This is a genomic window from Oceanispirochaeta sp., from assembly GCF_027859075.1.
Classification (GTDB): domain Bacteria; phylum Spirochaetota; class Spirochaetia; order DSM-2461; family DSM-2461; genus Oceanispirochaeta.
The window spans coordinates 1-14,923 of the sequence record NZ_JAQIBL010000070.1 but is presented as its reverse complement, the minus strand read 5'-3'; the positions used below and the strand labels follow the sequence as shown (position 1 = coordinate 14,923).

13 protein-coding genes are annotated in these 14,923 nt (G+C 47.7%); 8 read left to right on the top strand and 5 right to left on the bottom strand.

Annotated elements, in window-relative coordinates; translation table 11 throughout:
• Nucleotides 1–416: 416 nt before the first annotated feature.
• The 7 genes from PF479_RS03785 to PF479_RS03755 all read left to right on the top strand — a co-directional run bounded on the left by PF479_RS03785 (nucleotide 417) and on the right by PF479_RS03755 (nucleotide 8,400).
• Nucleotides 417–1,115, top strand: a complete 699-nt coding sequence (locus PF479_RS03785; protein ID WP_298002362.1) for a PTS sugar transporter subunit IIA — start codon at nucleotides 417–419, stop codon at nucleotides 1,113–1,115.
• A 3-nt stretch (nucleotides 1,116–1,118) separates the two neighbouring features.
• Nucleotides 1,119–1,916: a PTS sugar transporter subunit IIA gene (locus PF479_RS03780; RefSeq protein ID WP_298002361.1), complete on the top strand. Its 798-nt coding sequence runs from the start codon at nucleotides 1,119–1,121 to the stop codon at nucleotides 1,914–1,916.
• Between the two features lie 9 nt (nucleotides 1,917–1,925).
• Complete coding sequence (locus tag PF479_RS03775; protein WP_298002360.1) at nucleotides 1,926–3,164, top strand: cation:proton antiporter; 1,239 nt, start codon at nucleotides 1,926–1,928, stop codon at nucleotides 3,162–3,164.
• 247 nt (nucleotides 3,165–3,411) lie between these two features.
• Nucleotides 3,412–4,617, top strand: a complete 1,206-nt coding sequence (locus PF479_RS03770) for a BMP family ABC transporter substrate-binding protein (RefSeq protein WP_298002359.1) — start codon at nucleotides 3,412–3,414, stop codon at nucleotides 4,615–4,617.
• Between the two features lie 128 nt (nucleotides 4,618–4,745).
• Nucleotides 4,746–6,287, top strand: a complete 1,542-nt coding sequence (locus PF479_RS03765; protein WP_298002358.1) for an ABC transporter ATP-binding protein — start codon at nucleotides 4,746–4,748, stop codon at nucleotides 6,285–6,287.
• A 2-nt stretch (nucleotides 6,288–6,289) separates the two neighbouring features.
• Nucleotides 6,290–7,390: an ABC transporter permease gene (locus PF479_RS03760; RefSeq protein WP_298002357.1), complete on the top strand. Its 1,101-nt coding sequence runs from the start codon at nucleotides 6,290–6,292 to the stop codon at nucleotides 7,388–7,390.
• An 83-nt stretch (nucleotides 7,391–7,473) separates the two neighbouring features.
• On the top strand, nucleotides 7,474–8,400 hold the full coding sequence (locus PF479_RS03755) for an ABC transporter permease (RefSeq protein ID WP_298002355.1): 927 nt from the start codon (nucleotides 7,474–7,476) through the stop codon (nucleotides 8,398–8,400).
• A gap of 13 nt (nucleotides 8,401–8,413) precedes the next feature.
• On the opposite strand, the gene PF479_RS03750 is transcribed toward PF479_RS03755, so the two are convergent.
• Nucleotides 8,414–10,237 (bottom strand): adenine deaminase, encoded by a 1,824-nt coding sequence (locus tag PF479_RS03750; protein ID WP_298002353.1) that lies wholly within the window; start codon nucleotides 10,235–10,237, stop codon nucleotides 8,414–8,416.
• A 120-nt stretch (nucleotides 10,238–10,357) separates the two neighbouring features.
• Here PF479_RS03750 and PF479_RS03745 point away from each other — a divergent pair, with 120 nt between their 5' ends.
• Complete coding sequence (locus tag PF479_RS03745; RefSeq protein ID WP_298002351.1) at nucleotides 10,358–11,707, top strand: multicopper oxidase domain-containing protein; 1,350 nt, start codon at nucleotides 10,358–10,360, stop codon at nucleotides 11,705–11,707.
• A 20-nt stretch (nucleotides 11,708–11,727) separates the two neighbouring features.
• Here the strand turns inward: PF479_RS03745 and PF479_RS03740 are convergent, their stop codons facing one another.
• The 4 genes from PF479_RS03740 to pstA all read right to left on the bottom strand — a co-directional run.
• Nucleotides 11,728–12,414 (bottom strand): response regulator transcription factor, encoded by a 687-nt coding sequence (locus tag PF479_RS03740; protein ID WP_298002349.1) that lies wholly within the window; start codon nucleotides 12,412–12,414, stop codon nucleotides 11,728–11,730.
• A gap of 9 nt (nucleotides 12,415–12,423) precedes the next feature.
• Nucleotides 12,424–13,074, bottom strand: coding sequence for a phosphate signaling complex protein PhoU (gene phoU, locus PF479_RS03735; RefSeq protein ID WP_298002347.1), 651 nt, complete (start codon nucleotides 13,072–13,074; stop codon nucleotides 12,424–12,426).
• Nucleotides 13,075–13,215: 141 nt separating this feature from the next.
• Nucleotides 13,216–13,974, bottom strand: a complete 759-nt coding sequence (gene pstB, locus PF479_RS03730) for a phosphate ABC transporter ATP-binding protein PstB (protein ID WP_298002345.1) — start codon at nucleotides 13,972–13,974, stop codon at nucleotides 13,216–13,218.
• A 19-nt stretch (nucleotides 13,975–13,993) separates the two neighbouring features.
• On the bottom strand, nucleotides 13,994–14,923 hold a 930-nt coding region (pstA, locus tag PF479_RS03725; protein WP_298002344.1), incomplete at its 5' end, for a phosphate ABC transporter permease PstA.

Sequence of the window (14,923 nt, the reverse complement as noted above, 5' to 3'; positions counted from 1 at the left end):
GGGTTTCCGATTGAAAAATCATAGACATTCCGGGCACCGAATTCCGCCTTAAGAGTGGCGCCGGTCTCAAACATTTTCCTGATAAAGGATGAAGTTGCCTGCATTTCCTGGATTCTTTTTGACACAGCCATGGTGTGGACTCCTCTTTCGTTATCCTATATTTTCGTCCTACTTTACCAGCATTTCATCGATTTCACAATCTCTGACCACTATGATGATGACCTCCACCTCTGGATATTCCCTCCTGATTATATTGAGCGCAGCAGGGCGGTCCTGGATAAGCTCATTTCCCCGAGTATCCGCTAAATCCTCCCATCCCCTTCCTCCTTAAGGGACATAAGAATAAAAATGGACTTGACATCTTCCACGACAAAGGAATATAACGGAATATAACGGAATGTAGAGGATTTTATATTATGAATGATGAGATTCTAACCTTGGCAGAAGTAGCAGAATACTTGAAGTTATCTGATAAAACCATATTGAAAATGGTGAAAAACCAGGAAATACCCTGTGCCAAGATAGCCAATCAGTGGCGCTTTTCCAAACTGGCCCTCAATGACTGGCTGACTTCAAAGATGGCTGTAATCCCCCAGAATGATCTGTCCCGATTAATTGAAAAAGAGTATGATTCGGTTCCTCTGTCCCGCCTTTTGGATGAAGACAACATCATTCTTCCACTTATATCTACAACCCAGGAAGATGTTATCAGAGAAATGGCCGAGAATGCCTTTGCCTCAAAACTGATCTCGGACAAAGAGTATTTCATCAAAAAATTGATGGAACGGGAAGAATTGATCTCCACATCCATCGGCAGCGGCATTGCCATTCCTCACATCAGAGAAGCCTCTGCCAAAGTGGTTAAAGAAGCCAAGATTATTATTGGTGTTTCAGAAAAAGGAATTGATTTCTCGTCTTTTGATGGAGAGTTGACCCACCTTTTCTTCCTGCTCATATCAGACAGTGAAGTGGTTCACCTCCGAATTTTATCTAAAATCAGCCAGATCTTCAGAAAAGAGGGAGCGATTGAGATCCTCAGGTCCATACAGAGCAAAAAAGGTTTTATCCAGTATTTTATAGAAGTAGATAGAGATTTTTTAATCCAGGAGAAATAAGAAATGATTGATTCATTAAGGCCGGAGTGCATCCGGATTGGAAGCGAGGCAAAAAATAAAGAAGCCTTACTGAAAGAAATCAGTGAACTGGCTCAACTCTCACCATCGGTTCAGAAAATTGATGCATCCGAGATAGAACAGTCCCTGATCAAAAGGGAAGAGCTCTGTTCAACAGGGCTGGGATCTGGAATTGCCATTCCTCACTGTTCCCTTGATTCCATCAGCGAGTTTACTGTTGGTCTTGTAGTTCTGAAAAAAGGCATAGATTTTGATTCCCTCGATGGGGAACCGGTTCATCTGGTATTTTTCATCATCGGATCAGCAGCCAACAGAAACAAACACATCAAAATTCTATCTTCCATATCCAAAATATCCAAAGATCAGGCACTTTATAATAATCTGATCAATGCAGTGACACCCGGAGAAGTCCGAGCCATGCTGACCCTGGAAGAAGAAGAAAACATGACAAACAAACCGGTTGAAAAATGTCAGTTCATCCTACATGTACAGGATGAAGAGATTTTCAGCGATGTACTCGAGATTCTGTCTTCCGAAGTAGAAGGAGATGTATCTGTACTCGAATCCACCAACGCCGGTTCCTATCTTTATAAACTCCCCCTTTTCTCGACCTTCTGGAACGACAATTCCAAAAGTTTCAGCAAGGTGATCATAGCAGTCATCGATAAACGACTTATGAATGACACAATCCGCCGGATCAATCTGGTACGTCCTGTCGAGCAGGGTGGAATTCTTATTTCTGTAGCAGACCTTCTCTATTTTGACGGATCCATTGATTTTTAGGAGATTCTTTTGAACGAAGTAATACACAACTCTCCCGCCCTGCAGCCTCTCCTGATCGTCGGTCTCATGGTGGCCATCGGATTTTATGCCGGAAAAAGCATGAAATATATAAAATTGCCTTCCATCATCGGTTTTATGATCATTGGTGTGGCCCTGGGTCCCTCACTGTTTAATCTTCTGGATGTGGATTTTCAAAGAAATCTAAGCTTCATATCTGATGTTGCCCTCAGTTTTGTAGCCGTCAGCATCGGTCTGGAACTAAGTTTCAGCAGTCTGAAAAAACAGGGGAAAGGGATCATTCTGGTGATCTTTACAGAATCTTTCCTGGCTTTCTTCTTTGTGAGTATCCTTTTATATTTTCTGACAAAAGACATAGCCCTTTCCATCGTATTTGGAGCCATTGCTCCTGCCAGTGCTCCTGCGGGGACAGTGGCCATTATTCAGGAATATAAAGCCAAAGGTCCACTGACCAAGGCGCTATACTCGGTTGTTGGCTTTGATGACGGCCTGGGCATTGTCATATTCGGATTTGCCGCTGCTATTGCAAAATCTATTCTGGGCCGGGAAGCCGGCCTGGAAACGGGCAACTGGATGACTCTGCTGGCCACCCCCCTCCAAGAGATTCTCTTTTCAGTTCTGGTCGGACTGGCACTCTCATTTCTGTACACAATCCTGGCCAGAAAACTGAAGTCCGGACGGGATATGTTCATCCTGATGTTTGCCACGATTCTGATATCCTCGGGAATCAGTCATATGCTCCATCTGTCGTTGATTCTGACCAATATGATCATCGGAATCTACATTGTGAACACCCAGCCCTTTAATCTGGTGGAAAAAATCCATAATGAACTTTCCGAGTTCATGCCTCTACTGTTTGTGATGTTCTTTGTCCTGGCTGGTGCGAACCTGCATGTTTCAGCCATTCCCAGTCTGGGATTAATTGGTCTCGTATACATTATCGGACGGACTTCTGGCTTGATGACCGGAGCCACCCTGGGGGCTTCTCTGGGTAAATTGTCTCCCAATATCAAAAAATACCTGGGTATGGGTATCCTGTCACAGGCGGGTGTCGCCATTGGTTTGGCTCTTATCGTCAAGAATGAGTTTGCCGCCTATGGAGAACATGGGGCCTACATAGGAGGCGTCGTCATTACGACTGTGACAGCCACCTCTCTCTTTTTTGAAATAATCGGCCCCATTCTGACCAAAATTGGTCTTGAGAAGGCCGGAGAAATAAAAACAACTTGATCCTCCCCTCCTCTCTGATGACCTCTCAGCTCCAGTAGGCTGGGAGGCCTTATTGAAACTCACCCCCCCTCTCATTCTATACAAAAATGTAACATATTTATGACCGTCTCTCTCAAGTGCATGATATAAAGCAGTTTCAGCTGATAGGTCAGACAAATTTTAAAGTATATTTATACTATTATTGACAAATTGATCAGTTAGAAAGACAATCAATTTAGAATGAAAAATATTCTTTAGGAGAAAAAAAATGAAAAGATTACAGTCTGTTCTTCTGGCAGCCCTCATGCTGCTCATTTCTGGTATGCTTTTCGCGGGCGGAGCTCAGGAAGCACCTGCAGCCGCTGCCGGTGCACCAGCAGAAAAAAAGGTGAAAGCCGGATTTGTTTATATCGGCCCTGCCGGAGACTTCGGATGGACCTACGCTCACGATCAGGGACGCAAGTTTGCAGAAGCCGAACTGCCCTGGCTGGAAACCATCACCGTTGAAAGTGTTCCCGAAGGCGATGCTGTCAGATTTATCGACAGAATGGTTCAGGAACAGAAATGTGACGTGATTTTTACGACAAGCTTTGGCTACATGGATGATACTGTCGCTGTTGCAGCCAAATACCCGGATGTAAAATTCTTCCATGCTTCCGGATTCAAACGGTCTCCCAACATGGGAACCTATATGGGTGACATGTATCAGATCTATTACATGAACGGACTGATTGCCGGAGCCATGAGCAAAAGCAATAAAATCGGCTATGTAGCGGCCTTCCCCATCCCCGAACTGTTCCGTCATATGAACGCCTTTGCTCTGGGAATCAAGGAAGTAAACCCTGAAGCCACAGTCAGTGCGAAATGGATCTACGCCTGGTATGGACCCGACAAGGCAAGAGAAGCTGCCGAATCTCTGATCGCCGAAGGTTGTGATGTACTGGCCTTTACCGAAGACACTCCCACCGTTGTGGAAGTCGCTCAGGAGCATCAGGAAAAGGGTGAGAAAATATACGCCATGAGCCATTACAGCCCCATGCAGTCCTATGGTAAGGATGCTGTTCTTACAGGTCAGCTGACCGACTGGGGAGTCCTCTATAAACAGATGCTTATGGATTACAAAGCAGGTAAAACCGATGATCTGACCGACTATGACCTGCTCTGGCTGATGAAAGAAAATGCCGTAGAAATGGGCGGTTCCATGACCGATAAAATCAACCCCAAATATGTAGAGACTCTGAAAGGAATCAAAACTGATTCTGCCGACTTCGGCAGCATTTCCATCTACGATCTTGTGATGAAGCGCTACGAACAGATGAAATCCGGACGCGATGTATTTGATCCCTTTACAGGACCCATCTACGATCAGGCCGGTAATAAGACAATAGCCGATGGAGAAATTGCCTCTATCGGACATCTTTTTGCAGAAATGATGTATCAGGTAGATAACTTTGATACTCCCCTTCCCCAATAATATTTAACCGGCTCCTCTTGAAGGAGATGAGAAAGGGACGCTCTGGCGTCCCTTTTTCTATTTTCATGCTATTCTGAAAAGGAGGTTTAGGGTTATGATACGATCCATACAGTCCCGGGAGAATTATTTTGAGAACGATTAAAAAACTGGAAATGAGAGGAATCTCAAAGTCCTTCATCGGTGTGAAAGCCAATCAGAATGTTGATCTGAACATTCAGGGCGGAGACATTCTGGGGCTCCTTGGTGAAAACGGAGCCGGAAAGACAACCTTGATGAACATCCTCTACGGTCTGTATCTGCCCGATGAGGGACAGGTTCTGATCAACGATCAGGAAATCCGGTTGAGAAACCCCAAAGACAGCATGCATGCTGGAATCGGAATGATTCACCAGCATTTTATGCTGATCCAGAAGCATACGGTTCTGGAGAATATCGCTCTTGGATTTGATGGAGCCCCCTTCTTTTTCCCTCAGAAGTACATGAGAAAAGAGATCAGAGATTACTCGGAAAAGTTCGGCCTCTATGTAGATCCTGATAAAAAAATATGGGAACTCTCGGCAGGAGAACAGCAGAGAGTTGAAATTTTGAAGGCCTTATTCAGGAATGCCGACCTCCTGATCATGGATGAACCGACGTCGGTCCTCACTCCTCAGGAGGCGGAGGACCTCTTTGGAATCCTCAGAAAAATGACCGATGAAGGTCATACCATTATTCTGATCAGCCATAAACTGGAAGAAATCATGGCCATCTGCAATTCTGTGATGGTCATGCGTAAGGGCATTGTCACAGGGAGTGCCCGGATCGAAGATGTCACTCAGAAAGACCTGGCCCGCATGATGATAGGCCGGGAAATTGCCACCTGCTATGACAAAAGTGATCAACCTCGGGGAGAAACAATCCTGGAAGTCAAAGATCTGATAGTCAACAGCGATCAGAACAGGCCCATTGTCAATGATCTGTCCTTCATACTCCATAAAAATGAGATTCTGGGAGTGGCTGGAGTCTCAGGAAACGGACAAAGAGAAATGGTCGAAGCCATTACCGGACTTAGGCGTGGTCAGGAGGGCAGGGTTTTCCTTCACGGAGAAGATATTACGAATATTTCGGCCCGAAAAATTCACGACAGAGGGATCACTCATGTTCCGGAAGAACGAATCAAACACGGGACTGTATCCACCCTGCAGCTCTATGAAAACTCCGTCCTGAAACAGCACCACAAAAGTCCTTTCAGCATCAGATCCCTGATGAACTACCCCCTGATCAAGAGACACGCTGAAAAAATCGTAAAATCCTACAATGTGGATGCCGCCTCCATCAACACACCCGTTAAAAACTTGTCGGGCGGCAATATACAGAAGCTCATTCTGGGACGGGAAATATCCGCTGAGCCGGAGGTTCTGATTGCCGCACACCCCACCTACGGGCTGGATGTGGGGGCCACAGAATATATCAGAAAAGAACTCATTGCCTGCCGTGACCGGGGAGGAGCGGTGCTTCTTGTTTCGGAAGACCTGGAAGAACTGTTTCAGGTTTGCGACAGAGTAGCGGTCATGTTTGAGGGCCGGTTTATGGGTGTTGTAGATCCACAGAACTGTGAGATTGAAGACATCGGTCTAATGATGGCCGGGTCCATGCCTGAATCCCTGCACGAATCCCAAGGAGAGAACTGAAAATGCCTGTAATCATACTGCCCAGGGAAAAAACAACGCCCGCCTTCAATGTTCTCATCCTTATGTTGTCCATGCTGGCGGGGCTTGTTGCCGTGGGAATAGTGTTTCTGACCTACCATGTAAATCCTTTTTACGCCATTTATGAAATCTTCAGATCCTCCTTTGGAAGTGTCTTTGGATTCAAGGAAACCCTGACAAAAGCCATCCCCCTGATATTGATTGGAAGCGGTCTGGCTCTGGCCTACAAGGCCAAATTCTGGAACATCGGGGCGGAAAGTCAGCTCCTCTGGGGCGCCATCTTTGCCACATGGGTGGGACTCAACTGGGGGCCCCATCTACCGGGCTATGTGATACTGCCTCTTATGTTTTTAGCTGGTTTCCTGGGTGGAGCCATCTGGGGAATCATACCTGCCATTTTCAAAGTCAAATTCGGAATCAATGAAGTCATTTCAACTCTGATGCTGAACTATGTGGCGGCTGAGTTTGTCAAGTTTCTGGTTGTTGGTCCCTGGAAGGGAGCCACCAAATACGGATATCCCTATACGGATGATCTGCCGGATCAGGCGATCCTGACACTGATGAACAACTCCCGTATTTCACTGCCTCTCTTAATCCTGGCAGTGGTAGTCGCCCTGACACTCAGCTTTATTGTCTATCGGACCCGTTTCGGATATGAGATCCGGGTTATAGGTGAGAACTCGGAAGCCGGAAAATATGCAGGAATCGATTTTTTCAGAACCACTGTTCTGATGATGGTTCTCTCCGGCGGAGTGGCCGGTCTGGCAGGAGTAGGAGAACTCACGGCCATTCACCACCATCTGAGTTACCCTGAGACCATCTCTGCGGGTTATGGCTTTACTGCCATCATTGTCGCCTGGCTGGGAAGGCTCAATCCTGGATTTACCATTCTCTCAGGGCTGTTTTTTGCAGGAATCATAGTGGGAGGCGATGCCATTCAGATGTCCATGGGCCTCCCGGCAGCAACGGTCAATGTGTTCAACGGACTGCTCCTTGTCTTCCTCATCATGGGAGATTTCCTCCTCAGCCATAGAGTCCGCTTTACCCTTAGGCCTAAGCTAAAAAACACCAAGGCTACAAATTAGCCTTGGTAGGAAATAGACCCTTAGGCCTAACTGAGAAAACCACCGGAACTGCAAACCAGCTCTGGTCATAGGAGTTTAAATAAATGCTTGAAATTATAACTTCCATCCTGGTACGAACCATCGTCGCAGGGACTCCCCTTTTACTAGGCACACTGGGTGAAATTGTCACCGAACGTGCGGGCATACTGAATCTGGGAATTGAGGGAATGATGTCCCTGGGTGCCGTAACGGGATTCATCGTTACATTTACCACGGGGAATCCCTGGCTGGGAATGCTGGCGGCCATCCTGGCGGGTGCTCTTTTTTCCATGATTCATGCCTTTGTCACCATCAGCCTGAGAGCCAATCAGGTTGTTTCCGGTCTGGCTCTCACCATGCTGGGACTGGGCCTGAGCGGACTCTGGGGCAAACCCTTCGTCGGCCGCCCCCTGACAGCAAAAATGTCAGCCATAGCCATCCCCGGTTTATCAGATATCCCGGTGATCGGAAGAGTCCTGTTTTATCAGGATGCCTACTTCTACCTCTCTGTGATTCTAGGACTCCTGGTCTGGTTTATCATGAAATACACAAAGCTGGGAATTACTGTCAGGTCGGTGGGTGAAAATCCCAGGGCAGCCGAGACTCTCGGGATCAACGTCAGCCTGGTCAAATATGCCTGTGTCATGGTGGGAGGAGCTTTTGCCGGAATGGCAGGGGCTCATCTCTCCACGGCTTACAGCAAATCCTGGATTGAAGGGATGACTTCCGGCCGGGGGTGGATTGTCATTGCCCTGACCATCTTTGCCCTATGGGAGCCTTCAAAGGCCTTTCTGGGAGCCTATGTATTCGGGGGGATTTTTGTGATTCAGTATGTTCTCCAGCCCCTGGGAATCTCACCGAATCTGCTGGCCATGCTGCCCTACCTGACAACCCTGGGAGTCCTCCTCTTTTACGGAATGAGTAAAAAGGGAAAACGGAAAATGAGTGCACCCGCAACTCTGGGCGAACCCTACATCCGGGGCAGCCGCTGATCACTCCGCTTTGTCATTCAGGAAAGAGAGGGACAAAGCAGGGAGGCGCTCCGTCTTTCATCTGAACCAGCCCTTTGTTGGACAGATGCAGTTCGGGCAGGACAATCAATCCCAGTAGACTGATTGTCATCTCCACACTGTCATGAGGGCAGCCCGCTTCCCTCAAGGCTGTCTCTACTCCTTTTAACTCCAGCGCCGCATCAGAGACGGATTTAAGGCTCATCAAACCGGCAAAGGGCAGAGGCATGAGAGCCTGAACCGAACCGTCTTGAACCACAACCAATCCCCCACCGCTGGCTTTGAGTGTATTGGCCGCCAGGGCCATCGCCTCATCATCCGTTCCGACGACAAGCAGATTATGGGAATCATGAGAAACCGTGGATGCATAGGCGGTATTCTCTCTCAGAGTCAGGCCTTTCAGAAAAGCTATGGACCGGCGGTCTTCTACAGGAATACTTTTTTCATGCCTGTAGATCACACAGACTTTGGCCAGATCCTGACTGAAATCGGCCCTCAGTTGACCGTCCCGGGGGACCAGACAGAGCATTTCCTCCCTGGTGAATACCATTCCCGGTACCAGACGAATGGACCGAACGGTCAATTCTTCATCCCCGGGGGAGGGAACAACAAAGTCCCCGGCTTTCTGCAGGGGGATATGTACAGAATCCAGGGACCAGTCCGGGTAGTCATAGGGCGGGATTTCCACTTTTAAACACCCCTTCTCTGCCACCAGGATGCCCCCGGAGAAAACAGATTGAACCTTAAAATCAACCAGATTATTGACAATGAGGATATCCGCCGCCCGGCCGGGAGCCACCGAGCCGATCCAGCGCTCTTTCTCCAGCAGCTGCGCCGCATTGAGGGTGACCATCTGAAGGGCCTGCACAGGGGGAACTCCCAGGCGGACCGCTTCTCTGAGAACCCGGATCAGATGTCCTTCTTCCTCTATTGTGAGGGGGGTCACATCATCGGTGACCATGGTAAACATCCTGCTGTCCATACCGGGATTGTCCAGCAAAGCCGGGAGCAGATTGGGCAGATCAAGCCAGGCACTGCCGTAACGCTGTTGAACATACATACCCCGTCCCGCCTTTGCCAGGGCTTCCCGGGCACTTGTACTTTCATGACAGGCGGTCATGCCGGAAGCAATAAAAGAATTCAGCCCTCCAGCCAGGTCGGGAGAGGAGTAGTGACCGGTCATCACCCGCCCGGCTCTCAGGCTTTCTCCCCCGATGGCATGGACATTGGGATCACCATAGATGACCCCTGGGAAATTCATCTGCTCCCCCTGCAGTTCCACCCAATTTTCTCTATAGGCTTTTCCCACATCTGAGGCGGTAATAGCAGAACCGGCATCTTCCATGCCGGGAATAGAAGGCACACAAACCGGCATGGCCGCCAGGACATTCAGGGGAATATGGGCGGCCGTTTTATGAAAGAGTTCAACCGCCTTCAAGCCGAAGACATTGGTCATCTCATGTATATCCGGACATATGGTGGTGGTGCCGTGAGGAAGAATCCCCGAGGCAAAGGAGGCCAGGTCCACCATGGAACTTTCCACATGCATATGACTGTCGATTAAACCGGGAAGGATATAACGGCCGTCAGCATTGATAATCTTAGTATTTTTACCGACGGGATATCCATCGGCATTACCCACAAAGGCAATGATCCCTTTAAAGGCGATAACATCTGTCTGGTCTTCAATCATTCCCGTATGAACATTGACCAGTCTGCCCTTTCTGATGATAAGATCTCCGGCCTGCCGGGCCATGGCGACGGCTGCCAGATCGGCCGAGAGGACGGCTTTGTGGTTTAAAAAATCCTGATAAGTCATGAAGGCCTCCTGCATATATAAATTATTATACCCTCAGCCCTCCCTGAGGGGAAGCAATACTGTTTTTCACAGGTTGAGATTCATTTGCAAATTCATGCTAAATAACTAATATTTAACTTTATGAAGTACTTCTGGATTCTTTTCTTTTCTCTCCTGATACATTTCAATCTGACAGCGGAAGCCTTGCTGATTCCTCCCCTTCTGGAAGGACCGGATATTGAGTTGACCATGCAGAAGGGTCAGCTTGAATTAGCAGGGGGGAGTTCCCCCAGCTTCGGATACAACGGCAACTACCTGGGACCGACCCTCCGGTTCACCAGAGGCCAGTCTGCAGATGTTAAGGTCTTAAATAAGCTGGGAGAAGAGACAACACTCCACTGGCATGGCATGCATATTCCCGCAGAGTTTGACGGCGGACCTCATCAGGTCATATCCAAGGGAGACCTCTGGAATCCCCGTTTCCTGATCAATCAGAATGCAGCGACACTCTGGTATCATCCTCATCTCATGGGGTCAACAGCAGAACATGTCTACAAGGGTCTGGCGGGGATGGTTATCATCGAAGACGAATTTTCAAAGTCTCTTCCTATTCCACATAATTACGGTATCGATGATATACCCCTGATCCTTCAGGACCGAAGGCTGAACCGCGGGGGGAAATTTGAATACGCACCGGGGATGCACGATATAATGAATGGTTACACCGGGAATGTACTCCTGGTGAATGGACAGATAGAACCGGATTTTAAGATTGAAGGCGGTCTGATCCGATTCAGAATCCTTAACGGTTCCAATTCCAGCCTGATGCGGATTCGTTTTGACGACGGCCGTAATTTCAGAGTGATTGCTTCGGACGGAGGATTTTTACCCGAGTCAGTCGAGATGAATGAGCTGATCATGTCACCGGGAGAGCGATTTGAAATCCTTGTGGACTTCAGCAAAGCCGGGGGATCTCAAATTCTGGCTGATTTATACGGCTCTTCCAGTTTTAAGGCCCTTCAAATTAGTTCAGAAGGCAAAAAAGCAGCAGCTTTCAACCCTGGAAGTACGAATCGGCCTTTCAGTATAAAAGGTGAATCCAATGCAAAAACCAAAAGACAGTTTCTCATGGAAACCAGGGGTATGCGGGGATTTTCCATCAATGGCAGAACAATGGATATGAAGCGAATCGATTTCGCGGCGCTTCGGGGAGAAACTGAAATCTGGACTGTCAAAAACGTACGCCAGGGCATGATGAATGTTGTGCATTCCTTCCATGTCCATGATGTCCAGTTCAGGATATTGGATATCAACGGAACCCCGCCTCCTCCTCATCTTTCAGGTCCCAAAGATACTGTCCTTCTGATGCCGGGTGACACGGTTCGGATTGCCCTTGTGTTTGAGGATTACCAGGGGATATACATGTACCACTGCCATTTTCTGGAACATGAAGACAATGGAATGATGGGTCAGTTTGAGGTCGTGCCCTGACGGGATGTTCGGGTTAAAAGCTACTCCCCTTTCATCCTGTATCCGATCCCCCGGACGGTCTCAATGATATTGCCCCTCTCACCCAGTTTTTTTCGGATTCCCAGTATCTGAACATCAACGGAACGGGCTGTGACAGGGTAATCTTCCCCTTTGACAAAATCGATGATCTGGTTTCTTGAGAAGACCCACCCCGGATTCTTTGCCAGAAACTGGAGGATACCGAATTCAGTGGCCGAAAGAATGATGGGTTCCCCTGCCAGCAGGATTTCATGCCTGGCCGTATCAATAACCAGATCGTGAATACTGATCCTGTTGGCTTCGTGGTCAGAGACGTCATGACTGGATCTTCTGAGGGCAGACTTGACCCGGGCGACAAGGATACGGGGGCTGAATGGTTTAGTAATGTAATCATCAGCACCGCTTTCGAGTCCTTTGATGATATCCTCATCCTCTGATTTTGCCGTGAGCATGATGATGGGAATGTCCTTCTTATTCGCATCTTTTCTCAACTGGGAGCAGACTTTTAAACCATCCATACCCGGCAGCATCAGATCCAGAATGATCAGGTCATAATCACTCTTTTTGGCCAGATCCAAACCTTCTTCACCGTCCCGTGCTTTTTGCACTTCATAACCATTCATCTCCAGGTTGAAAGAAATGAGCTCCCGGATATCGGCTTCATCTTCAATAATCAGCAGTTTGGCCATTGAATCTCCTTACAGGTTTTCATGTTCACCAGTTTCAGCAAAGACGACCCATTCACAGATATTCCGGACATGGTCACCGATCCTTTCAAGGAAACGACTGATATACATCAATGACAGTCCACCCTCGATGTTCTGGGGTTGTGAGATCATATAGGTTAACAACTCCCGAACGACCTGTTTATGCAGATCATCGAGAAGCTTATCTTCAGCCGCAATGAGCATGGCATCCTGGGCATTTTTTTCGACATAGGCTGCAACAGCTCTGGAAAGCATACTGCACCCCAATTTTGCCATGCGGGGAATGTCCACAAGAGGCTTGAAGTAATCAGTTCCAGCCATATTGATAGCCCCTTTAGCCACATGCACCGCATGATCTGCAATCCTCTCAATATCAGTGATAATCTTGATACCGCTGATCAGGTGCCGGAGATCTCCTGCCACAGGCTGTTCCCGGGCAATGATAAGGGCGCATTTATCACACAGGTCCTTTTCCATTTCATCAATGATATCGTCTTCATCAATAACCTGCTGGGCCAGCTCAATGTCTTTATTCTTAAGGGAATCTACCGCTTTATTCACGGACTCTTCCACCCTTACTCCCATTTTCATGATTTCTCTGTTCAATTCAGCTAAATCATCTCCAAAATGTTGTCTGATCATAATATTTTGTCTCCTCATGGTTAAGACTTTATTTTTACAATTGCTCTGGTGCCTTACTCGTTTAGGCCTAAGGACTTAAGATTGTTTGTCCTACCAGAGCAATAACATTGCTCTGGTGTTTTCCCTGTTTAGGCCTAAGGGTCAGCCGAACATTCCAGAAATATACTCTTCCGTCTTTCTGCTCTTTGGGTTGAAAAAAATCTCATCCGTTGGTCCGAACTCTTCGATAAAACCATGCAGAAAGAAGGCTGTTTTATCAGAAATACGCCCGGCCTGCTGCATATTGTGAGTCACAATGACAATAGTATAATTCTTTTTCATTTCATCGATCAAATCTTCAATTTTAGAAGTTGAAATCGGGTCTAGTGCGGATGTCGGCTCATCCATAAGGAGTACATCCGGCTCTACTGCCAGAACACGGGCGATACAGAGTCTCTGCTGCTGGCCTCCGGAAAGACCCATCGCCGGTTTGTGGAGCCTGTCTTTGACTTCATCCAGAAGGGAGGCCTGTGAAAGACTTTTTTCTACAATATCATCCAGCTTGGAATGGTTTTTAATGCCATGAGTTCTGGGACCATAAGCAATATTATCATAGATAGACATGGGGAAGGGGTTGGGCTTCTGAAAGACCATCCCCACCTTCTTTCTCAACTCGATAACATCCCAGTCTGAGTATATATTTTTATCATTATAGTGAATATTTCCATCTATCTTTACACTATCAATCAGATCATTCATACGGTTCAGAGTCCGGATAAAGGTAGACTTTCCACAGCCGGAAGGCCCGATCAATGCGGTAACCTCCCGCTCTTTCACTTCGATATTCACATTATGAAGGGCCTGAAAATCACCGTAAAACAGGTTCAGATCCTCCACTGTAATTTTATTGTTCAAATCCATAATTTTTGTACTCCTTGGCTTACATGCCGGAATTTTTATTAAACTGCTTGAGAACCCGGGTAGTTGTCAGGTTGGTCATCAGAATGATAATGACCAGGACCGCCGCGGTGGCAAATGTCCGATCAAAAGAGACGGCTTCTGAAAAAAGCATGTAGAGGTGGAGGGATAAAACTCTGGCAGAGGATGATGGACCCGATACCAGATCGTAATTTGATCCCAGAGTATATATCAGGACAGCCGTTTCTCCGACTGTCCGCCCGACTGCCAGGATAATCCCGGTCAGGATTCCCGGAGATGCCGCGGGAAGCACTACTTTGGCTATGGTCTGCAGTTTGGTGGCCCCCAGAGCCAGAGAACCTTCCCGCAGGGATGGGGGAACAGACTTCAGAGCTTCTTCGGTTGTCCTGATAATGGTGGGGAGTACCATCAGTGTAACCGTCAGTGTGCTCGAAATGAAACCGATACCCATGCCCAGAATCCGAACAAAAAATATAAACCCGAAGAGACCGAAAACGATGGAGGGTATCCCCGCCAGAGTATCACTCCCCATCCTCAGAAGACGCAGGACTCTTCCCTGTTTGGCGTACTCCACCATATAAATGGCGGCCATAACCCCTAGGGGAGTCGAAAAAAGGATGGTAAAGAGAATGAGTACAAAGGTGTTGATGATGATGTAGGAAATACCGCCCCACTGTCCCGACCGGGCCGGTGCCTCGACGATAAAGTGCCAGGGTAAATTCCTTCCCGATTCATGTCTGAGGACGGGAACAAAGGATAATTCATACTCGGCGAGGCTGGCGTAAGGACTGAGAGCCACGGCTCCCCTGGAGAAGTCTCCGGCCCCTTCATAGGCAAAAGGGACAACCTTCAGATCCTGCTGATTGTAGAATCCCCAGTTTTCGGCGCGGGTTTTATTGTAGAGCTTTCTTAAAGACTCAACCATGATATC